At 69.4% G+C, this 21,502-nt stretch carries 21 protein-coding genes and 1 tRNA gene; 12 read left to right on the forward strand and 10 right to left on the reverse strand.

Going from position 1 to position 21,502, the window contains the following annotated elements:
• Window positions 1-35: 35 nt before the first annotated feature.
• Window positions 36-836, forward strand: a complete 801-nt coding sequence (locus B4N89_RS05290; protein ID WP_078974694.1) for a VOC family protein — start codon at window positions 36-38, stop codon at window positions 834-836.
• Between the two features lie 183 nt (window positions 837-1,019).
• Window positions 1,020-1,379: a transposase gene (locus B4N89_RS05295; RefSeq protein WP_161500627.1), complete on the forward strand. Its 360-nt coding sequence runs from the start codon at window positions 1,020-1,022 to the stop codon at window positions 1,377-1,379.
• Between the two features lie 77 nt (window positions 1,380-1,456).
• Here the strand turns inward: B4N89_RS05295 and B4N89_RS05300 are convergent, their stop codons facing one another.
• Together B4N89_RS05300 and B4N89_RS05305 are read right to left on the reverse strand one after the other, a co-directional pair.
• A complete protein-coding gene (locus B4N89_RS05300; RefSeq protein ID WP_078974696.1) occupies window positions 1,457-2,257 on the reverse strand; it encodes an arylamine N-acetyltransferase family protein in 801 nt (266 codons plus the stop codon).
• Window positions 2,254-3,270 (reverse strand): amidohydrolase family protein, encoded by a 1,017-nt coding sequence (locus tag B4N89_RS05305; RefSeq protein WP_078974697.1) that lies wholly within the window; start codon window positions 3,268-3,270, stop codon window positions 2,254-2,256. Before B4N89_RS05305 ends, B4N89_RS05300 begins: the two co-directional genes overlap by 4 nt.
• A 264-nt stretch (window positions 3,271-3,534) precedes the next feature.
• On the opposite strand from B4N89_RS05305, the gene B4N89_RS05310 reads away from it, so the two are divergent.
• The 4 genes from B4N89_RS05310 to B4N89_RS05325 all read left to right on the forward strand — a co-directional run bounded on the left by B4N89_RS05310 (window position 3,535) and on the right by B4N89_RS05325 (window position 8,283).
• Window positions 3,535-4,557 carry a 3-oxoacyl-ACP synthase III family protein gene (locus tag B4N89_RS05310; protein ID WP_078974698.1) on the forward strand — a complete coding sequence of 341 codons (1,023 nt, stop codon included), beginning with the start codon at window positions 3,535-3,537 and terminating at the stop codon, window positions 4,555-4,557.
• Window positions 4,558-4,634: 77 nt separating this feature from the next.
• The gene (locus B4N89_RS05315) at window positions 4,635-5,174 is read left to right on the forward strand and encodes an SRPBCC family protein (RefSeq protein WP_078974699.1); all 540 of its coding nucleotides are present in this window, start codon (window positions 4,635-4,637) and stop codon (window positions 5,172-5,174) included.
• 53 nt (window positions 5,175-5,227) lie between these two features.
• Complete coding sequence (locus B4N89_RS05320; RefSeq protein ID WP_078974700.1) at window positions 5,228-6,814, forward strand: class I adenylate-forming enzyme family protein; 1,587 nt, start codon at window positions 5,228-5,230, stop codon at window positions 6,812-6,814.
• Window positions 6,811-8,283 (forward strand): FAD-dependent monooxygenase, encoded by a 1,473-nt coding sequence (locus tag B4N89_RS05325; RefSeq protein WP_078974701.1) that lies wholly within the window; start codon window positions 6,811-6,813, stop codon window positions 8,281-8,283. The genes B4N89_RS05320 and B4N89_RS05325 overlap by 4 nt, the downstream gene beginning before the upstream one ends.
• A gap of 80 nt (window positions 8,284-8,363) precedes the next feature.
• On the opposite strand, the gene B4N89_RS05330 is transcribed toward B4N89_RS05325, so the two are convergent.
• The 7 genes from B4N89_RS05330 to B4N89_RS05360 all read right to left on the reverse strand — a co-directional run bounded on the left by B4N89_RS05330 (window position 8,364) and on the right by B4N89_RS05360 (window position 16,051).
• Window positions 8,364-9,275 carry a hypothetical protein gene (locus B4N89_RS05330; RefSeq protein WP_078974702.1) on the reverse strand — a complete coding sequence of 304 codons (912 nt, stop codon included), beginning with the start codon at window positions 9,273-9,275 and terminating at the stop codon, window positions 8,364-8,366.
• Window positions 9,276-9,558: 283 nt separating this feature from the next.
• Window positions 9,559-10,446: a transposase gene (locus B4N89_RS53315; protein ID WP_414646355.1), complete on the reverse strand. Its 888-nt coding sequence runs from the start codon at window positions 10,444-10,446 to the stop codon at window positions 9,559-9,561.
• A 27-nt stretch (window positions 10,447-10,473) separates the two neighbouring features.
• Entirely contained in the window at window positions 10,474-11,202 is a 729-nt protein-coding gene (locus B4N89_RS05340; RefSeq protein ID WP_078974703.1) for an NAD(P)-dependent oxidoreductase, read from the reverse strand.
• 70 nt (window positions 11,203-11,272) lie between these two features.
• The gene (locus tag B4N89_RS05345) at window positions 11,273-12,037 is read right to left on the reverse strand and encodes a class I SAM-dependent methyltransferase (protein ID WP_161500628.1); all 765 of its coding nucleotides are present in this window, start codon (window positions 12,035-12,037) and stop codon (window positions 11,273-11,275) included.
• Between the two features lie 91 nt (window positions 12,038-12,128).
• Window positions 12,129-13,124 (reverse strand): isopenicillin N synthase family dioxygenase, encoded by a 996-nt coding sequence (locus tag B4N89_RS05350; protein WP_078974705.1) that lies wholly within the window; start codon window positions 13,122-13,124, stop codon window positions 12,129-12,131.
• Window positions 13,125-13,504: 380 nt separating this feature from the next.
• Window positions 13,505-14,512: an isopenicillin N synthase family dioxygenase gene (locus B4N89_RS05355; protein WP_078974706.1), complete on the reverse strand. Its 1,008-nt coding sequence runs from the start codon at window positions 14,510-14,512 to the stop codon at window positions 13,505-13,507.
• A gap of 39 nt (window positions 14,513-14,551) precedes the next feature.
• Window positions 14,552-16,051 carry an MFS transporter gene (locus B4N89_RS05360; protein ID WP_235618477.1) on the reverse strand — a complete coding sequence of 500 codons (1,500 nt, stop codon included), beginning with the start codon at window positions 16,049-16,051 and terminating at the stop codon, window positions 14,552-14,554.
• A gap of 507 nt (window positions 16,052-16,558) precedes the next feature.
• Between B4N89_RS05360 and B4N89_RS05365 the strand changes: the two genes are divergently transcribed.
• Window positions 16,559-17,287: a TetR/AcrR family transcriptional regulator gene (locus B4N89_RS05365; protein WP_078974708.1), complete on the forward strand. Its 729-nt coding sequence runs from the start codon at window positions 16,559-16,561 to the stop codon at window positions 17,285-17,287.
• A 155-nt stretch (window positions 17,288-17,442) separates the two neighbouring features.
• On the opposite strand, the gene B4N89_RS05370 is transcribed toward B4N89_RS05365, so the two are convergent.
• A tRNA-Leu gene (locus B4N89_RS05370) sits at window positions 17,443-17,526 on the reverse strand.
• Between the two features lie 243 nt (window positions 17,527-17,769).
• Here B4N89_RS05370 and B4N89_RS49625 point away from each other — a divergent pair.
• The 5 genes from B4N89_RS49625 to B4N89_RS05390 all read left to right on the forward strand — a co-directional run bounded on the left by B4N89_RS49625 (window position 17,770) and on the right by B4N89_RS05390 (window position 21,477).
• A complete protein-coding gene (locus B4N89_RS49625; RefSeq protein ID WP_161500629.1) occupies window positions 17,770-17,937 on the forward strand; it encodes a hypothetical protein in 168 nt (55 codons plus the stop codon).
• Window positions 17,934-18,596, forward strand: coding sequence for a hypothetical protein (locus B4N89_RS05375; RefSeq protein WP_078974709.1), 663 nt, complete (start codon window positions 17,934-17,936; stop codon window positions 18,594-18,596). Before B4N89_RS49625 ends, B4N89_RS05375 begins: the two co-directional genes overlap by 4 nt.
• On the forward strand, window positions 18,593-18,943 hold the full coding sequence (locus B4N89_RS05380) for a hypothetical protein (protein ID WP_078974710.1): 351 nt from the start codon (window positions 18,593-18,595) through the stop codon (window positions 18,941-18,943). The genes B4N89_RS05375 and B4N89_RS05380 overlap by 4 nt, the downstream gene beginning before the upstream one ends.
• 128 nt (window positions 18,944-19,071) lie before the next feature.
• Entirely contained in the window at window positions 19,072-20,196 is a 1,125-nt protein-coding gene (locus B4N89_RS05385) for an FAD-dependent oxidoreductase (RefSeq protein ID WP_235618886.1), read from the forward strand.
• A gap of 168 nt (window positions 20,197-20,364) precedes the next feature.
• A complete protein-coding gene (locus B4N89_RS05390; protein ID WP_235618478.1) occupies window positions 20,365-21,477 on the forward strand; it encodes a terpene synthase family protein in 1,113 nt (370 codons plus the stop codon).
• The last annotated feature ends 25 nt before the right edge of the window (window positions 21,478-21,502 follow it).

Genomic DNA, 21,502 nt, shown 5'->3' on the forward strand with positions numbered 1-21,502 from the left:
GCCTTCCGGCGACACGAACGAACCGAGGAACCCGCATGACATTTCGCGACACCGCGTGGCCGGAGGGTACGCCCTGCTGGGTGGAGGTCCGGGTCGGTGATCCCAAACACACGAGCGCGTTCTACGGAGCCCTGTTCGGGTGGGACTTCCTGGACCGGGGCGAGGAGTACGACCATTACCTGACGGCGAGTCTGGACGGTCGCACGGTCGCCGACATCGGTCCCCGGTTCGGGGAGCCGGCGAACGCGCCGTCGGCGTGGCTCGTCTGCATCGCGGTCGAGAGCGCCGACGCGGTGGCGGAACGGATCGTCCGGGCGGGCGGGACGCTGACGGTCGCGCCGACCGACGTCGGCACGCACGGCAGGTTCGCGGTGGCGGCCGACCCGGGCGGGGCGGTGTTCGGGATCTGGCAGGCGGACGAGTACTTCGGCGCCGAGGTCGCGGACGTACCCGGCGCGGCGGTATGGCACCGGTGCCTGACCCGGGACTTCGGCGCGGCGCAGGCGTTCTATGTCGAGGTGTTCGGCTACACCGTCACGCCGGAGCCGTCCGGGTCGGGCGGACCGGACGGTGGCGGCCCGGACGCGGCGGCGGGCGTCGTGCTGCGGCTCGACGGCCGTCCCGTGGCCGGCCTCGCCCGGGCGGGTGCGGGAGCGGTGTCGCACTGGCTGGTCACCTTCGGGGTCGCCGAGTTGGCGACGGCGGTGGCGAAGGTGACCGCGTCGGGTGGTTCCGTCCTGACCGGCCCCTACGACACTTCACGCGGCCCGAGCGTCCTGGTCGCCGACGAGCAGGGCACCCCGTTCGAGGTGGTCGCGGTGAGCGCGGCGACCTGACGGGGGACGGCACTCGACATCGTCCCGGAGTCCGCTTCGTGCGGGCTTCGGGACGATGTCGTGTCCGGCGTTCGACGGTCCTCCCGACCGCTGCGTCCACACGTGGGTACGAAGCGTGAACGGGGCCCGAGAGTAAGGGAGTTGCCCACATCCGGGGACGCGTGTCATGGCATGCTGCGCGTCATGGTGGGTGATGCGCTGTCGGGGCGGTTGGTGTCGGATCGTCTGTGGGAGTTGGTGGTTCCGTTGTTGCCGGGTTTCGGGGTGCGGCGGCAGGGGGGTGGTCGGGCGCCGGTGGAGGAGCGTGCGGTGTTCACGGCGGTGGTGTTCGTGCTGACCAGCGGGTGTGCGTGGCGGCAGTTGCCGGCGTGTTTCGGGGTGGCGTCGCCGACGGCGCATCGTCGGTTCACGGTGTGGACGAACGCGGGGGTGTGGCCGCGGCTGCGGCGGGCGGTGCTCGACCACCCGGACTCCCGCGACGAGATCGAGTGGGGCGAGGCGATCGCCCTGGCCGCCACCGCCCGGCGCACACGAGACGCCTGAGCACCGCACGGACACGACGAGGGGCCCGCGCGCCGACGTGCTCGCCCGGGCCCCGCACCACATTCCGATCCGTGTCGCTAGTCGAATGCGATCTGCACCGTGCCGTCGGTGATCACCTTGACCGGCAGTCGGTCGAGCTTGATGCCGAACCACTTGTCGTACGCGGTCAACAACTCCTGCTCGTCGGTGATCGTCACGCTCTCCCGTCGGTCGCCCTCGACCCGGCTGAACCGGTCCTCCTTGAGGGTGACCCGGCCGGTCTCGGTCGGCAGCGAGCAGAACAGGTTCTGCAGGAACGGCGAGTCGGGCGCGGTGCGATACCACCACAGCGTGGGCGCGAAGTCGGACAGCTCGCACGGCACGTCGTAGACCCGGTACAGCGCCGTGTCGTTCGCCACGACGTCGATGCCGCCGTCGTCGGCCCGCTCGATCCGGAACGCCCCGTTCGGGTCCTCCTGGACCGCGTCGGTGTCCAGGGACAGCGGGTACCTGCTGTTGCGACCGAAGCCGACGTCGACGAGCCATTCCCCGCCGTCGATCCGGACCTTGAGCGCGAGATGGCACAGCGGGGCGGTGAGATTGCCCTTGATCCACACCCGACCCGGCATTATCGAAACCTCATAGCCGAGGCTTTGCAACAGGAAGGAAAGTGCCGGATTCACTTCGTAGCAACCACCGCCCCGACGCTCGTGGACGACCTTCGCGACCACCCTTTCGTCCATCAGGATGTCTTCACCGAGGTGATAGCTCAAATTCTCGAAGGGAACCGCGAACAAATGCCTCCGGTTCAACTCGCGCAGCGACTCCAGGTCGGCCCGCTCCGGCCGTTCCGCGGCGATGCGATCCAGGTATGCGGATACCATGGCGTCGTCGATCACGTCAGCGATCCCCTTTCAGATTCCGAGTGGTCCGCGAATCGCGGGAAGAGTTCGGCCGCATTGCCCAACTGGATGCGGGTCAGCTCGTCCGGCGAGAACGCCCCGTGCTCGACGATGAATCGGCCGTTCTCCGCGCTGAACGATTCCGGCATGAACGGGAAATCGGAGCCGACCAGGATCCGGTCCGGCCGGGCGAACGAGCGCACCGAGGCGAACGCGTGCGGATCGCCGATCATCGCGGTGTCCGAGTAGAGCCTTTGCAGGTAACCGATCGGATCCTCCGGGAGCCGCTCGGCGAGGTCGGAGACGATCAGCGGCCCGAGCGCCAGGCGTCCGGCGAAGTACGCCATGCCACCGCCGCCGTGGGACAGGATCAGCCGCAGGCCGGGGTGCCGCTCCAGCGTGCGGTTGTACAGGAGCTGCGCGGTCAGCCGGACCGTCTCGAACGGGAACTCGCAGAGCGAGGCCGGGAGTCCGAAGGCGGGCTGGCCGGTGGACGGGGGCACCGTCGGGTGCACGAACATCGGCACCCGGCGGCGTGCCGCCTCGGCCAGGAACTCGTCGAGCGACGGGTCGCCGAGGTAGACCCCGTTGTAGTTGGTGATCAACCCGACGCCGTCGAGGCCGAGCACGTCCTGGCAGTACTCCAACTCGGCCAGGGCCGCGTCCACGTGCGGCAGCGGCAACACCGCGAACGCGCCCAGTCGACCCGGATGCCGGGACACCAGCTCGGCCATGAACTCGTTGATCCACCGGGCCAGATGGGCCCCGGTGTCCGCGTCCACCGCCGGCACCCCCGGCCAGATGTTGACCACGGCCGCCCGGATTCCCTGCCGGTCCATCATGTCCAGGCTGGTTTCGATTTTCCACGCCGGTTTGTCGACGCCGGGCAACGTCGATGCGAACCCGAGTCTCCGCAGTTCCTCGACATAGAATTCGGGAACGATGTGGTGATGTACGTCGATGGCGTTCGACCAAGGCGTGCCCACGGCCACGGAAGCGCTTGTCCGCATGAATTTCCTTCGTCCAGACGGTCCGGCACAGCAATACTCGACCCTACGTTCGGCATCGGGGAGTGTCGATGTGCCGGCGGGAAGTCTGTCACCTTCTGCGGACCGGTCGGTATCCGCGCCGCCGACCGAGATGACAGTTCCCGATGCATTGTCTGGAAATCCCGCGACACCGCTGCCAATCTTTCCGGGCAGAGCAGCCGCACCGGGCGTCGATCGGGTCGTCGGCCCGGATTGCTGTTCCGCGCCGACACGAGATGGGTGAATATGACTACGCACGCAGTCGGAGCACCGGGTGGGGACGCGGTCGGGATCCTCGGTACCGGCTCCTACCTCCCCGGCGACGTGGTGACCAATACCGACGTCGGCACACCGGCCGGAGTGACCGACGAGTGGATCACCCGCAAGACCGGGATCCGCGAGCGCCGTTGGGCCAAGGCCGACGAAGCCACCTCGGACCTGGCGGTGATGGCCGCGCGAGCCGCCCTCGGCAATGCCGGCGTCCGGGCCGAACAGGTCTCGCTCGTGATCGTGGCGACGTCCACGCCGGACTCGCCGCAACCCCCCACCGCCGCCGCCGTCGCGGCCGAACTCGACGTCCCCGCGGGCACCCCCGCGTTCGACCTCAACGCCGTGTGCAGCGGCTTCGTCTTCGCGCTCACCACCGCGGAGCGGATGATCCGGGGCACCGGCGGCCACGCCGTGGTGATCGGCGCCGACATCTACTCGCGCACCCTCGACCCGAGCGATCACCGCACCGCGGTGCTGTTCGGCGACGGCGCGGGCGCGGTGGTGCTCGGCCCCGGCGCCGGTCGCGGGGTGCTGGCCACCCGACTGGCCACCTATCCGGCGGAGCGTCAGTTGATCCGGGTGCCCGCGGGCGGCTCCCGGATCCCGGCCTCGCCGGCGTCCCTCGACCAGGGACTGCACTACTTCCGGATGGACGGTCGGGCGGTGCGCGACTTCGTGGCCGAGCAGGTCGGCCCGCTGATCCGCGCGTTCCTGGCGGAGCACGCGCCGAACCCCGCGCGGCCGCCGCACTTCGTACCGCACCAGGCCAACGGCCGGATGATCGAGGCCCTCGCCGACGACCTCGGCTTCCCGATCGAGCGTACGCACACCACCGTGGAACGTTTCGGAAATACCGGCGCGGCGTCCATACCCATTTCCCTGGATGCCGCCGCCGACCGCCTCCGAGCCGGCGATTCGGTACTGCTCGCCGGTTTCGGCGGGGGTATGGCCGTCGGTCTGGCACTCGTCGAATGGGACGGGCCACGCGGCGCGGATTGACCACGTCCCGCGACACCTGACGAATCCGACCACCGTTTCGTTGTACCGGGTGGTCGGCGCCCGGGATGATTTCATCCATGAGTGAAAGCAGCGTTACCACCCCCCTGTTCGAGGTCGATTTCGAAACGCGCGTGGGGAAATCACCGGCGGCCGTCTACGCCGTGCTCAGCGACCTGCCGCGCTGCCGCGAGTGGAGCGAGGAGTGCACCGGCGGGGAATGGGTCGAGGGCGCGCCGGGGGCGGTCGGTTCGGTCTTCCGCGGCGAGAACTTCCGTCGTACGGACGTGGTTTCGTGGGCTCCGGTGGTCCGCGGCGTCTGGCACACGCACGCCGAGGTGGTGGCCGCCGAACCCGGGCGCCGCTTCCGCTGGGCGATGCGGACCAACGACGGACGGGCCCAGGACAGCGTCTGGGGATTCGACATCGCCCCGGCCCCGGGCGGATCCACACTCGTGCACACCTTCCGGATGGGCACCGCCACGGAGGGAATCCGGGGCATCACCGCCGAGATGACCGAGGACGAGAAGAAGAGATTCTTCGCCGAATGGGGAGCGAAGCTCGAAAAGGACATGGCGGCCACCGTGGCGCGGCTCAAAAAGGTCATCGAGGCCGACTGAGCGCACCTCGACCGGCCGACGCCGAAATGACACAGGTGAATCGAGAATGACACATGCTTCTGCAGCGCATAGGTAATCGCGGCATACGCCTGGGCACGCTGTTCGACCGGGCCGCCGCCAAGTACCCGTCGAACGTCCTGATGCTCGACCACGACTTGGACATCGCCCCGGAACGCGGCCGCAGCATGACGATCGCGGACGCCGCCGAACTGGTGAGCGACCTCGGCACCCGGTTGTGGCGCGCGCGGGTACGGCCCGGCGACCACGTGGTGGTGTACAAGAGCAACGCGTTCGACATCACCCTGCTGGCCGTCGCGGCCGCGCGGATCGGTGCCGTGCCGGTGCTGCTGTCCCCGTACCTGGACGGCGAGACGGTGACCGCGCTGCTCGACCGGGTCGAGCGGCCGGTGCTGATCACCGACGTCGCCAAGCTCGAATCCGCGCTCCCCGACTCGGTGTTCACCCACGCCGACCGGGTCCTGCTGGCCGCGGGCGAACACCCGCGCGCGACGAGCCTGGCCGAGCCGGCCGCGGCCCCGCACGTCCCGGCGCTGTGGATGCCGCCGGAGCACCCGACGCTGGTGACGCACACCTCGGGCACCACCGGAATCCCGAAGCTGGCCGTGCACACCGGCTACAGCCTGGAGGCCCGCTACCGGCCGCAGGCGCTGGCGACGACGCTGATGCGCCGGCGCGAAACGGTGGCCATGCACGTCTCGTTCGTGCACTCGAGGCTGTTCACCGCGCTGGCCATCTCGCTGCTTCGCGGCTTCCCGGTGGCGGTGCTGGCGAATCCGGACCCCGAGCACGCCGCGGCCTTGTTCGCGCGCTGGCGGCCGGCCGTACTGGAGGCGCACCCGAACACCTACCTCAGCTGGGAACCGCTCGCGGACGACCCGCGCGCGCCGCTGTCCAACGTCAAGTTCTTCAGCAGCACCTTCGACGCGCTGCACCCGCGCACGGTGCGCACCCTGATCGGCGCGTCCCGGCGCCGCGCGCCGAGGTTCGGGCAGATCTACGGACAGAGCGAGGTCGGCCCGAGCGTGGCGCGCTCCTACGGCCGCAACCGCTCGCCGGAAGCCGACGGACGGTGCGTGGGCATCCCCTTCCCCGGGATGACGGGGGTGCGGGTGATCAGCCGGGACGGCAATCCGCCCTCGCCGACCTCGCCCGGGTTCATCGAGATCAGCAGCGACGGTCGTATCCGCACCTACCTGGGCGAGCAGGAGCGGTTCCACAAGCAGGCCGACCGGGAGTGGTGGCGGATGGGCGACCTCGGCTACCGCACCCGGTGGGGTTGTCTGCACCTGATGGACCGGGAGGTGGACGAGATCCCCGGCTTCGGCAGCACGCTGGACGTGGAGGACCGACTGTTCACCCGGCTCGACGAGTTGGCCGAGGTGGTCATCGTGCCGATGCCGCAGGGCCCGCCCCGACCGGTGGTGTGCACCAAGGACGACCGGCCGTTGGACCACGCCGCCTGGCGGGCCGCGGTGGTCGATCTGCCCCCGATGGCCGAGCCGACGCAGTGGCGCAGGGCAGACCTGCCGCAGACGGCCACCACCAAGATCAAGCGCCTGGAGCTGATCCGACTGCTCGACGGCGCCTCCGGCGGGTCGCAGGTCGGGGAACCGGCGTGAGTACCATCGCCGTCGCCGGCGGCGGCATCGGCGGCCTCGCCTCGGCGCTCGCCCTGGCCGCCCGCGGCCACGACGTCGTGGTGTGCGAACGCAGCCCCGAATTCGTCGAGTTGGGCGCCGGCATCCAGCTCGCCCCCAACGGGATGCACGCGCTCGACCGCCTCGGTCTGGCCGAAGCGGTCGGCCGGATCGCCGTCCCCGTGGGCGAACTGCGCTTCATGGACGGGGTCACCGGGGAACACGTGGTGGCCATGCCGCTGGATCGGCGCTACCGCGACCGCTTCCGCAACGCCTACGTGGTGGTGCACCGGGGCGAGTTGTACCGGCTGCTGCTCGACGCCTGCCGAAGCCGCGCGGGGATCGAACTGCGGGCCTCGCACCCGGTGGTCGGCTACGCGCACGAGGCGGACGCGGTACGGGTGTTGCTCGCCGACGGGGCGAGCCTGGGCGCCGATGCGCTGATCGGCGCCGACGGGCTGCACTCCGCGATCCGCGCGCAGTTGGTCGGCGACGGCGCGCCGCGCGACGCCGGCATCACCGTGTACCGCTCGATCGTGCCGATGGAGCGGGTGCCGACCGAACTGCGGCACATGTCGGTGACGTGGTGGGCCGGGCCGGGGCGGCACTTCGTGCACTGTCCGATCGCCGGCGGCCGCTTTCTCAATCTGGCGCCCAGCGCGGAGAACGCGCCCGCCGAGACCTTCTCGGGGGTTTCGGTGCCGGCGTCCGAGGTGCTCGGCGAGTTCGGCGCGCTCTGCGAGAGCGCACGGCGGCTGCTCGAACTGGGCGCCGACTGGAAGGCGTGGGTACTGGTCGACCGGGAACCCGTGGACGGTTGGACGGACGGACGGGTCGCCCTGCTCGGCGACGCGGCCCACCCGATGCTCCACTACGCGGCCCAGGGCGCCTGTATGGCCCTCGAGGACGCTGTGGTCCTGGGCGACCTGTTGGACTGCCCCGCGGGGTGGTTCGCGGCCCGCCTGGGCCGATACAACGCCGTCCGCCGCGAGCGCACCGCGCGGGTGCATCGGCTGGCCCGGGACAGCATCGCGCTGTGGCACGCCGAGGACGCGGCGGCCGAGGCCCGCAACAAGACGCTGTCCGCGATGTCGCCGGCCGAGTTGTACGACTTCGTCGCCTGGCTGCACGGCACCCGGGAGTTCGCCGGCTCGCCGTCCGTCACTCCGGCGATCCAGGACCCCGCGGAAAACTCGGCCTACACCCTCGGCGGCCGGCTGGACCCGACCGAGACGCCGAACCCGAGGACACCGTCCCGGTCGCCCCGAAGCGCGGCCGCCGGCTCACCCGCGTCCGCACGAAGTGCCGGTACGTACACCCTCGGCGGGTGGCTCGAACCGGCCGAGGACCCGCAACCGGTCACGCCGCCCCGGTCGCCCCGGAATCCGGCCGCCGGCCCGCTCGCGTCCCCGCGAAGCACGGGCACGAAGGAGTCGCCGAAGACCCTGTGAACCGTGTGACGTCGGCCGATCCGTCCTCGGCCGCGGCCGTGCCCGGCGCCGGCGGGCCGGGGAGCCGCCGAGCGCACGGGTCAGGCCGAGACGCGCTTTTGTGAGGGATACACGTAGGGCGCCTTGCTCCGTCGTTGGGCCAACTGCGCGCGCCCCGCGCCGGCGGCCAGGAGTCGCTTGGGTCCGACGGCCCACGGCGGATCCGTTTCCGCCCCGGACGCGTCGAACAGCGCGGCGGCCTTCGCCGACAACCGTCTACAGGCCGCCTCGTCGCCCAACTGGGCGTGCGCGCGCGCCTCGTGCGAGGCCAACAACGAGCGCAGCACGGTCGGCGCCGAGGCATCCGCACCGGCGTCGGCGAGCCGGATCAGCCGCAGCGCGTCCAGGCCGTTGCCGCCGCGCATCAGGTGGTAGCTCAGACAGGACAGGATGTACGCGCCCAGGTTCGGGTCGCCCGCGAGGCTGGACGCACGCAGGCCGGCCAGCAGGTATTGCTGGCCCTGCGCCCGCTTGCCGTGATCCGCGGCCAACCACCCCGCGAGTTGGGCCAGTTCGGCGATGGCCCCGTACAGCCGCCTGGCGGTCGGTGCGTCGAAGGACGCGTTTGTGGTCAGGTGTCGGGCCCAACGCAGCTCGTGCACCACCCAGTTCAGCACGAGGGCGCAGTTCTGCGCGTCGCCGAGGCGGCGCAGCCGGGCGATCCGGCCGAAGAGCATGTCGATCATCTCGGGATCCAGCTCGGCGCCCTCCGTCCGGGCGGAAGCCGGTCTGCTCTCGGCGGTCAGCCAGTCCACGGCGAGCAGGACCAGGCCCGAGCCGGGCACCAGGAAGGGCGCCTGCAGTTGTTCCTCGTCGTCCTGCTCGACGAGCGGACGGAGGATGCGGTCGACGTGCTCCTCGGACCACGGTGGGCTCAGGCGGAGGTCGCTGTCGTTTCCCGTCGATTCCGCCTCGGGAAAACGCTGCGGCCAGATATGGCGGATTTCGACCACTCGGCCGAGACTCTCCGATAAAATGGTTGCCACGAAGCCGGGTACCCGCCCCCGCGGATATGCTCCCTTGATCCAACCGTACGGCGCCTTGAGACTGACGGTGCCATCCCCGTACCGTCGATTGATTTCTCGGGCCAAACGCTCCGGAGTCCATTGCAGGATTTCCAGAGATATTGCGAGTCGAGAGTCTTTCCCCATCGGTGCATCTCCCCCTTGAAACGCTCCTTTGAGTGTGCGGCCGGATGCCGCCATGATATGGATCAAGATTGTCACATCTGTGGCATCAAAACGCCACAGCGTGCTTCCGTGTCTTATATGGTTCGGCCGGCGGGCCGGGGGCCGGCGGGGGACCGCGTCCCCTGCGGAGAGTCGCGAAGAGCGGGTGGCCCGGCCTGTGCCGCAGGTGCCGGGACCCGCCGCAGAGGGCTGTCCGGGTGGGGCCCGCGCCCATTCTCCCGGGCTCCGCCAACCCTCCTGACCTGCACGGAAGTCGGCTGATCGAGGGTTGGTACGCGGCAGGCCGGAGCGTTCCACCGAGGCCGACGGCGCGCTTCCCGAACGTCACCCAGCGGGGCCGGCGAGGGGGTGTCGAGGGGGCCGCCGGCTCATTCTCGCTCTGAGATGAACGGCCGGATCCCGCCGGTCCGGATCCGCGTGCCCCGGTCCGGCCGGCGACCGGAACGGCCGCCTGGCGCCGCGCGATTCCCTCGCGCGCATGCGGGTGGTCGAGCACCGCCCGCCGCAGCCGCGGCCACACCCCCGCGTTCGTCCACACCGTGAACCGACGATGCGCCGTCGGCGACGCCACCCCGAAACACGCCGGCAACTGCCGCCACGCACACCCGCTGGTCAGCACGAACACCACCGCCGTGAACACCGCACGCTCCTCCACCGGCGCCCGACCACCCCCCTGCCGCCGCACCCCGAAACCCGGCAACAACGGAACCACCAACTCCCACAGACGATCCGACACCAACCGCCCCGACAGCGCATCACCCACCACGACGGGCGGGCGCACCACCGGACAGGTGACCCCATATGAGACGGAAGCCTGCCACTGCGGACGCAACGCGGCCCGCTCGGAGACACTTTGGGATCCGGGGGTGATTTTCGGAGACGATGTCACATATAGGTAGATGACGGCACCATCCATTTCGGATGGTGCCGTCATCTCCCGTCTACGGGCCTGCTCCCGTGGCTACTTGCTGCCCCAGGACCCGATCCGCATAACTTCCTTCACGAGCACGTCACGAAAGGTCGGGACACCCTTCGTGGTGAACACCGCGGTGACCGTTCGGACATGCTCGTTCTCGGTCACCTCGCGCAGGAGGGAATGCGCCAGATCGATGCGCGAGGTATACAGACCCGGCGTCTCCGGTGCGGCGAAGTGGTATTCGGTGAGCGTGTCCGTGTTGTAGAGCGCCGACGGCCGGATGATCGTCCAGTCCAGGTCGGTCGCGCGCACGATCTGCTCCATGCGAAGCATGTCCGCGTAGAGCGTGCGACCGATCCTGGTCAGCGTCGGGTAGATCATGCGCCGATAGAGGAAGGACTCCTGGAGCGGCTTTTCCCCGGCCGAGGGGGGAGAGCTGACCGCAAGCAGTCGAGAACTCACACAGGCCAACCGCTTGACGCCGTGCGCGGACATCGCGTCGGTGATATTGGTGAGCCCCCGGGAAAGCACCGTGACGGGCTCCCGCCCATAGGGTATTCCCAGGATGGAAATGATCGCGTCCTGCCCGATCACCGCCTGCTCGACCGCGTCCTTGTCGAATACGTCCGCGCCGACCGTCCGCAGCAGTGGGTCGCTCAGCGGAAAACTGTCGGGCCGGCGGACGACGGCGGTCAGCTCGTGACCATCGGCGATCGCCAGTTCGGAGAGGCGCCGTCCGGTCGAACTATTCGCTCCGAATACAGCGATCTTCATAGGCTTTTTCCCATCTCGGCGGGGTGAACGCGGCTCCGAATTTTGTGGATTTCCGGCTGCTGCCGGCGGACTACGGCTTGGTGGCCGTGAAGAGACCGAACGGCGGGTTCGCCACGAAGTCCGCCCAGTAGCCCTTCGTCGATACGCCCGCGACGTGTCCCGGGGCCAGATTCGGCCGGCGCCGGATGTCGACCAGCCCGGCCCGGGCCATGGCCTCCTCGGTGATACCGGCGGGCCAGAAGAACCCGTCGAAACCGACCGGCGGTTCGACATCCATTTGGATGTGGATGACCTGGAGGTCCCCGTGCTTTTCCTTCGGGGTGATGGACAGGCCGTAGCGCGGGTAGACCGACATCTTCTCGATGTCGATGTCCGGGTTGGAGCACAGCGCCACCATGGTGCCGCCGGACTTGAGGTTCCGGGTGCAGCGCAGAACCATCTCGTAGTACTCCTCGACGTCCTTGGCGTGCACGAACGCCCAGATCGGCGCGACGACGTCGAACTCACCGAGCACGGGCAGCCGCGCGGCGTCCCAGACGTCGAACGTGATGCCCAGCGGGTCCTTCTCCTCGACCTCCCGGGCGCAGTCGATCATGCTCTTCTCGATGTCCACACCGACTACGTGCTCGGCGCCCAGACGCTTGAACAGGCGCGAGTAGTAGCCGGTGCCACAGGCCACGTCCAGCACCGACTTCCCGGTCAGATCGGGAAGGCCCCCGAGCAGTGTCTCCCGTTCGACGAAGGCGTAGGGAAGGTTCTTCACGCTGTCGTACTGGGTGCTCGAGGCCTGGTACTGCTCGCTGATCCTGTCGAGGTGGACGGTCTTCTGCATCATCCCTGACCTTTCTGGGGAACAGCACGGTTCTGGAAAACAGCACGGTGAACCGACCGGAGTCGGGCTTGCGACCTCCATGGCGCGGAGGGCATCAGGAGAAAATCTTCTGGACCTTCCGGGACACCCATTCGCTCACCGTCACGGTGTCGAAACGATCCACCGCGGACGATTCGGAGAACGGCTGCATGGGCTCGATCGAGGCGTCGTAGTTGGGCAGGTAGAAATACGGCATGGTCAAGCGGGAAGTGGTGTCCCCGCGCTCCGGATTGACGACCCGGTGCATCGTCGAAACCCAGCGGCCACCGGTCCACAGGGCCATCAGGTCGCCGAGGTTCACCACGAAACTCCCCGGAATGGCGGAGACATCGCGCCATTCGGTGCCCTGGAGCACTTGGAGTCCCTTGCGGTCGTCCTCCATGTGCAGGACGGTGACGCTGCCGAAGTCGGTGTGCGGACCCCGGCGCAATTGTCCCGGCAGCGGCGGCTCGATTTGCGGCGGGTAGTAGTTGACCGCGACCGACGAACCGTGGTGGTCGTGCTTGTCCTCGAAGAAGTCCTCGTCCAATTCCAGGGCCAGGGCCATCAGTCGCATGAGATCCGCGCACAGATCCCCGACCACCCGCATGTATTCCTGCCAGGTGGACCGGAAGTCCGGCGGGTTCTCCGGCCAGATGTTCTTGTGCGTCCAACTCGCCCACTCGTCGCCGAGTTGCCCGCGTTCCTGGTCGCTCAACTCGCCGGTGACATGCGCGGCGAAGGTCTCGCACAGGTCCGGCGGCGTCTGCAGATCCAGGCTCCGGGCGAGGGTGCCGCCGGCGCGGCGATATCCGGATACCCCGGGGCGGTTCGCGATGAGGTCCTTCTCCTCCTCCGGGAGTTTGAAGAAGGAATTGGTTCGGTCGAACATGCGGTCGATGAGTTCTCGGGGCACCCCGTGACCCACGATGATGAAGAATCCGGAACTCGAACACGCATTGCCGATCGCCTTGGCGATGGCTGCCCGCCCGCGAGCCGTGTCCCTGGACGAAAGGTCGATGACCGGCACGAAACCGTCGGCCACGGTGACGGTCGACTCGTCACTACCCACGGGATACTTCCTCTCTGACTCTCTGACTCTCTGATGCTCTGACTCTCTGATGCTCTGGCGATGCTCTGACGCTCGGACTCTCCGACGCTCGAACTTCGATGACTCCGACGCCGTGAATCCCCGACGTTTCCGGGATGTTTCACCGCCGGCATTCCCGAACTCTCGGCCGCGACCGGCGCCACGCTTTGACACTAGGCGGGGTCGCCGGCGCCGGCCATGCCCGGCGGCGGAATCTGTCAACTCATCCGGAGGCGGCCGAATTTCGCGCTCGATTTCGCGAAAAGCCAACGACGGATGGCCGATCCGCGCGATGAACAACCCCCGCGAGGGAGCGGTTCATCGGCGGATCGGCCGCTGGAAGGAAAGGCCCCTCCTATGCACTACGCGTCGGTAGCGAACAACTTCTGTATTTTTCGTGACATCCACTGCCCGGCCGTCACCGTGTCGTACCGGTCGATGGCGCGTGTCTCCCGGAAGGGACGCATCGGCTCGATCGGCGCGTCGTGGTTGGGCATGTAGAAGAACGGGATGGTGAGTCGGGACGAGGTGTCCCCGCGCGCGGGGTTGACCACCCGGTGCATCGTCGACACCCACCGCCCGCCGGTCCACAGGGCCATCAGGTCGCCGATGTTGACGACGAACGTGCCCGGGATCGCCGGGACGTCACGCCACCTCGTCCCGCCCTGGAGCACCTGGAGGCCGCCGCGTTCGTCCTCCTGGTAGAGCACGGTCAGCCCGCCGAAGTCCGTGTGCGGGCCCCGGCGCAGCTGTCCCGGCAGCGGCGGCTCCAGTTGCGGCGGGTAGTAGTTGACCGTGACCGACGAGCCGTGGTGGTCGAACTTGTCCTCGAAGAAGTCCTCGGCCAACCCGAGCGCCAGGGCGAACAGCCGCATGAGATCCGCGGACAGCTCCCCTATCACCGCCATGTACTCCTGCCAGACCGGCTTGAAGTCGGCCGGTTCCTCCGGCCAGATGTTGGCCAGCGTCCAGGTCGCCCACTGGTCGCCGAGCCGACGACGCTCCTCGTCGCCCAACTCGCCCGTGGTGTGCGCGGAGAAGGCTTCGCACAGGTCCGGAGGCGACTCCCGACCGATGCTGCGCGCGGTCGTGCCGCCCATTCGGCGGAAGCCGGATACGCCGGGGCGATTGGCCACCAGGTCCTTCTTATCGTCCGGCAACGTGAAGAAGCCGTAGGTCGCCGTGTACATGCGGTCGACGAGATCCGCGGGGACACGGTGGTTGACGATTATGAAGAACCCGGAATCCTCGCACGCTCCGCCGATGGCGTCGGCGATCGCGGCGCGCCCCCGGGCGCTGTCCCTCGAAGACAAGTCGATGAGCGGCACATAGCCGTCCACCACGGTGACCGGTGGCCGATCACAGTCCATGACCAATCTCCTTCCCAGCCGCTGCTCTCTCGGTATTTCTCAGGAACGCACTTCGACGCTCGGGGCCGCCGTCTCCGGTTGGGCGCTCGGCGCCGTCTGCTTGCCGCGGGAGATCAACCCCACGGCGAGGGCGCCGACGGCGAGCACTCCGAAGGCCACCCAGAGCGCCACCGAATATCCGTGCACGATCCCGGACTTCACCGCGGCCTTGCCGTTTCCGTGGTCGTCCAGGTAGGACGAGGTGACACTGGTCTGAATCGAGTTGAACAGGGCCGTACCGAGTGCGGCGCCCACCTGCTGGACCGCGTTGTACGCCGCGGACGCGATGCCCGCCTCGTGCCAACCGACGTCGACCATGGCCAGGTTCGTGGCCACCGCGAGCAGGCAGCCGAGGCCGATCCCGGTGAGGATCTGCGCGGGAACCAGATAGGCCGTGAACACGTGCGAGCTGTCCGCTTCGAGCTGGGTGAGGATCAACAACCCGGCGGCGGCGGAGAGCAGGCTGAACACGATCAGGAATCGCGGGGCGACCCGATTGTGCAGCTTCGCGGCGATCAGCATGGAGCCGATGATCGTGCTGACCGCGTTCACGAGCAGCGACATGCCGGTCTTCACCGGCGAATACCCGAGAATCGTCTGCGAGTAGTAGCTCATGAACAGGTAGAAGCCGTAGATCGAGATGAACATCACCCACACCGACACGAAGGCCGCGCCGCGCACCCGGTGCAAGACGATGTGCAGGGGCATCAGCGGGTTCTTCGACTTCGTCTGCACACCCACGAACAGGGCCAACAGCACGATGCCGCCGAACAGCAGGAGCAGGACCAGCGGGTCGTCCCATCCGCGCGGCTCGGCCTGGGTGAACGCGTAGACCATCGCGACCAGACCGCTGGTGCTCAGCAGCACGCCCGGCACGTCGATGGTGCGCAGACTGCCGCTGGGTTCGTCGCGCAGGATCAGCGGGGTGCCGGCCAGCGCGATCAGGCACATCGGGATGTTGATGTAGAGGCACCAGCGCCAGTCGGCGTATTCGGTGAGCAGACCGCCGGCCACCACGCCGAGGGCCGCGCCGCCCGCGCCGACCGCGGCGAACACGCCGAAGGCCTTGCCACGTTCGACCGCGTCGGTGAACGTCAGGGTCAACAGCGAGAGCGCCGCCGGGGCGAGCAGTGCGGCGAACAGCCCCTGGGCGGCGCGTGCCCCGACCAGGGTGCCCACGTTCTCGGCGAGGCCGCCGACGGTGGAGGCGACCGCGAAGCCGAGCAGGCCGATCGCGAACGACCTGCGGTGGCCGAGTACGCCGCACACGCGTCCGCCCACGAGCAGTAAGCCGCCGAAGGCCAGCGCGTACGCCGTGATCACCCAGTGTCGGTTGGCGTCCGACATACCCAGGTCCTGCTGTGCCGAAGGAAGCGCGATGTTCACGATCGTCGCGTCCAAAACGATCATCAACGTGGCCAGGCTGATCACCGGGAGGGTCCACCATCGCTTGTTCGACTGCGCTGGGGACTCGAAGGCTTCCTGCTGAATGTCCGTCACAACCAACTCGCACTTCGGTCTAGGTACTCGAACAATGGTCTAGTAGTCGACGAGCGTACTACAGCCCGACGCGCGGTAACGGTGCGAATCCGCGCGCCCGGCAGCCTGCACGGAGCCACCCGGGAGGACCAACTCCCTTAGAAATCAAGCAAGTTCGTGATAGCGCCCGCATCTCGATTCGCCCCGGCGGCGGCGCGGCTCACCCGTTCGCAGGGGAGGCGGTTCGTCCTCGCCGGTGGCGGGCCGTCACCATGGAGAGGCGGTGCGCGGTCGGGCCCGACCGGCACCGCATCCGAGCCCGCGCCCGCTCCCGCGCGAATCGGGGGTCCGGCTTCCGTTTACCGGGGTCCCGACGCCGAAATGCACGACAGCGGAGCGGAAACGGATCGGCCCCGACCCGACGAACCGCACGGAGATCGGAACTGCCTCGGCCACGGGTCATGCCAGACTCGGGCGGGGCACGCGGTGATACGTTGTGCGCACCTTTATCGAGGCGGCCACGTGAATATGGAGGTGAAGGTCATCGTAGATAAAGAGCAGAATTCGGGTAGCCACGCCGGCCGGAGCGTCGGCAATGTCTGGCTGCGCCCCACGCGCGGAAACAAAAGCGGCGAGCCGCCCCTCACCCGGGCCCGCATCATCCAAGCGGCCGTCGCCCTGTTGGACGAAGAAGGCATGGAACGGCTGACGATGCGTCGGCTGGCGGAAAAGCTTCAGGTGGGCGCGACCACGCTCTACTGGCACGTGGCGACGAAGGACGACGTCATCGACCTGGCCGTGGACGCGATCTTTGGTGAGGCACCGGTCCCGACCGGGCACGCCGCAAGCCCCCGGGACGATATCGCGGCACTGATCAACGATTGGCGACAGGCCATGCTCCGCCATCCGTGGGCGGCCACGGTGCCTTCACGACAGCGCCCGCTGATAGGCCCGAATTTCCTGACCTGGATGGAATTCCTGCAATCGGCACTGCTCCGTGCCGGGCTGGCCGAGAATCGACTGAACCCGGCGACCTGGGCACTCTATAACCATGTGATGGGCGCGACCGCCACCCAATCCAGCCTCCAACTTTCACCGGAGGAGACCCGGATCGGCCAGGAATACCTGGAAAGCCAACGCGACTGCTATCCGACCGTCGCCGCCCACAACTACATCGCCGACACCGACTGGGACCACAGTTTCGCCGTCGGCCTCGAATTCCTCCTCGACGGAATGGCAACCCACGTCAACCCCTGACCGAAACCACCCGCCCCGTCGCCGCGTGGCTCGCCCGAGCCGGCGGCGCCCCTCGCCCCGAACCTCGGGCATACGACATGTGCGGACCGAGACAAGTCTCGATCCGCACATGTCGTATACAGCCGGTGGCGATGATGCCCGCCGATATTCCTCGGTGTCCGAGGGGGGACTTGAACCCCCAAGCCCTTTCGGGCACTAGCACCTCAAGCTAGCGCGTCTGCCAATTCCGCCACCCGGACGAGTGGTGCGCGGGGGTTGCGCCCCGCGTGCATGGCAAGGATAGCAAGGTTCGGGAGAGCTTTGCGACACGGTTACCTGTTGGTTGGTTTGGCCGGATCCGAGGGGTGGTTTGTGTCGATCGGGTGATGGGGTGTGGGTGTCGGCGCGGCGGGTGAACATTCCTGGGAAGCGTGTACAGCGGTGCCGTCGGGCGGGTCGCCGGTGGTGTCGACGGGCGGTGCTCATCCCGGGAGGGGAATCCCATGCAGCTCGGCAGGCCGGTGGCGACGGGTGAGGTCGTGGAGCGGACTCGACGGGACGAGGGGGTGGTCGGCGCGGCGGCGACCGGGTCCGGGGACGGGCGGGAGCGCGGCGAACGCACCCTCCCGGTGGCGCCGGCCGAGGTGCCGTCGGCGGCCGGCGGGCGATGATCGGCCGGCGGCGGCTGCCGGAGGAGCGGCCGGGCGTCGCGCCCGTGGGGTACAAGGTCGCCGGGCTGCTGCTGTCGGTGGACGGTGATCGGGCCGCCTTCGCCGGGGTGTCGATCGGACGGAGCCGGGCGTACGGGGTCGACGCCGAGGCGCACTGCGCGTACGGGCGGCGGCACGCCCCGCCGGCGCCGCGCTGCGACTGCGGGTTTTACAGCCTCGCGGACCGGGCGGAGGCGCGCGCCCTGATGTGCGCCACCGAGTATCGGCACGCGGCGCTGCTGCGGGTGGACGTGCTCGGCCGCTACATCCGCTACGAGCGCGGCTTCCGGTCCGGCCGGCAGCGGGTCACCTCGGTGTGGGTGGGCGCGTGCCGGTGTGGCAATCCGGCCGAACTCCTCGTCGACGCCGGGACCGGGGTGGTGGGACGGCGCGGCCTGGTCGGCAGCTGTACCGGGTGCGCGGTCGGGCGGGTGGGGTTGTCGTTCGGGTCGTACGCGCGCCTGGCCGGCGTGCCGGTGGCCGCCGACGCGAGCCCGTACGTGCCGCGCGGCGAGGACGACCTCGTCCCGCAGCTGGTCGCCGAGGTCACCCTGCTCCAGGCCCGGCTCGACCGCTGCCAGGAACAACTCGGCCGCCTCCTCGGGGCGGATCCCGAGTGACCGGGCCCGACGAGGCGCCCGGGTCGGACGTGCACGCGGTGCTCGTGGGCTGGGCGCTGTTCCTCGGCGCGGTGCTCCTGGTCGTGGTCGACTGCACCGTCGTGCTCGCCGGCTACTGGAACGCCACGAACGACTGCATGGAGCGTTGGGGCTGCCGGGAGCCGACCGTCGGGCCGGCCGACGGCTCGCTGGTGGCGTTCGGCACGAGTCTGCTCGCGCTGCTCCTGGCCACGCTGTCGATGGCCCTGCCGGGATGGTCGCTGCGCGCGGTACGGCGGTGGCTGGGCCTGGTGACCGTGGCCGGCCAGGTGATCGGGGTCGTGGTGGTGGTCGACGCCACGGGTTGATCGGGAAGCAACCACCGTGCCCGTCTGTTCTCGCTCGTGTGAGCGAGACGGTGAACACGACGACGACATCGACCGGGGCGGCCCGCCCGCCCGGGGGCGGGGCTTCGGCCGCGACGGGCCGCGCGGCGGTGGACGTCGTGGTGATCGGCGCCGGACAGGCCGGGCTGGCCGCGGCCTACCATCTGCGTCGGTCGGGGTTGTCGTTCGTGGTGCTCGACGCCGACGAGGGGCCGGGCGGGGCGTGGCGGCACCGCTGGCCGACCCTGCTGATGGAGGCCGTACACGGCATCCACGAGCTGCCGGGGATGGCGGTGCCGGACATCGACCCGGCGCGGCCGGCGTTCGAGGCGCTGCCGGCGTATTTCGCGGCGTACGAGGCGGCTTTCGAACTCGCGGTCCTGCGGCCGGTGGTGGTGCGCGCGGTGCGGTCGGGGGTGGGCGGCGAGCAGGCGCCCCCCGGCGTGGCGCGTGGCGCCCGTGACGTCGACGGCTCCGAGGCCGGCTCCCCCGCCGAGTTGTTGACGGTCGAGACCGATCGCGGCGTCTGGACGGCACGGGCCCTGATCAACGCCACCGGGACCTGGCGGCATCCGTTCATCCCCTACTACCCGGGAGCCGGCGAGTTCCGGGGTCGGCAACTGCACATGGCCGACTATCGCGGCCCGGCCGAGTTCGCGGGGCAGCACGTCGTCGTGGTCGGCGGCGGCACGTCGGCGATCCACGCGCTGGCCGAGATCGCCGAGGTCGGCACCACCACGTGGGTGACCCGCCGGCCGCCGGTGTTCCGCGAGGGCGACTTCGACGTCGAGGTCGGCAGGGCCGTGGTGGCCCGGGTGGAGGAGCGGGTCCGGGCGGGGCTGCCGCCGGAAAGCGTGGTCGGCGTCACCGGGCTGCCGCCGACCGCCGCCGTGCGGGCCGCGCGCGAGCACGGGGTGCTGACCCGACTGCCGATCTTCGACCGCGTCACCCCGCTCGGCGTGGCCTGGGCCGACGGGACCGAGATCCGCGCCGACGCGATCGTGTGGGCGACCGGATTCCGGGCGGTATTGCGGCACTTGGCACCGCTGGACCTGCGCGAGCCGGGCGGCGGGATCCGTATGGAGGGCACCCACACAGCGCGCGACCCGCGCATCCACCTTGTGGGGTACGGTCCTTCGGCGAGCACGATCGGCGCCAACCGGGCCGGCCGCGCCGCCGTACACGACCTGAAGGCGCTGCTCTCCACCGAGAGCGACGCCCACATCGCGGCCTGACCCGAAGCCGGTCCGCGAGCACCGGGCACGTGCCGGCACAGGTGCCCGCACACGTATCACCGTACGTGTCGAAGCGCCCGTCGACGTCACCCTCCGCACACACAAAGGATCTTGCGCCGACGACGCCGATGCGGCATAACAATGATCACGCAACCGGTGGGAGACCAGGTGCCGCAGGATGTGCTGTTCTCGATACCGTTCGAGGCCCCGATCAGTCCGTACCTGGACCACGCCCGCAGCCGCCACCTCGACTGGGTCCGCGAACGCGGACTGATCCGCACCGAGGACGGCATGCGCGAATACATCGCGTGGGACCTGCCGGAAGCGGTCGGCCGCACCTACCCGCACGCGTCCGCCGACGACCAGTTCCTGTTGATGAACTGGTTCGCCCTGGCCTTCCTGTTCGACGACGACTGCGACACCGGCCCGGGTACCGAGGCGTACTCCCGCACCGACGCCAAGCCGAGCCCCGCCGCCGCCGTCGTGCGCCCCCGTTCCCCCGAACGCCCCGACCGCGTCGCGGAGATCGCCCGCGAGCTGATCACCGTCCCGTTCCGCGAACCCGGCACTCCGCCCGACCTGGTCTCGCCGATCACGCTGGCCTGGTCCGAGGTGTGGGCCTCGATGTCCGAGGGCACCTCGGTGACCTGGCAGAACCGATTCGCGGCGAACTGGGCCAGATTCCTGGCCGCGCACGCGTCCGAGATGCGGATGAGCGAGTCCCGCGCGGTGCCCGACCTCGACTCCTACCGGGTGATGCGCCGCAACACCGCCGGCATCCCGCACTCGCTCGACGCGATCGAGCGCAGCCGTCGCTTCGAGGTGCCCCCGCAGATCCAGGCCCATCCGTTGATGCGCCGGCTGCGCGAGGCGGCGACCGACACCATCGCTTACATCAACGACATCCAGTCGCCGGGCCGTCGGGGCCGTCGGGTCGCCTCGCACAACCTGGTCGCGGTGCTGCGCGATCGGCTCGACTGCTCCTACGACGTCGCGCTGCGCGAGGCGACCCGGATGACCTACGAACAACTCGACACGTTCATGACGCTCCAGGCGTACATGCCGCAGATCTGCGGCGAACTCGGCCTGGGCACCGCCGATCGCATCGCGGTGGAGATGAGTGTCGAAGGCATGCGCAACTGGATCCGCGGCTACTACGACTGGGGCCTGCGCTCGGGCCCGTACACCGTGCCGGACGTCGTCCCGGACGAGCCGATGCACGGCCGCGCCGAGGAGTCGGCCGACCCGACGACCGCTCCGCTCCGTAGTCGAACGGCCTGACGCTCCGTCACCAAGCCTGACCGCC

Source organism: Embleya scabrispora, assembly GCF_002024165.1.
In the GTDB taxonomy this organism is placed as follows: domain Bacteria; phylum Actinomycetota; class Actinomycetes; order Streptomycetales; family Streptomycetaceae; genus Embleya; species Embleya scabrispora_A.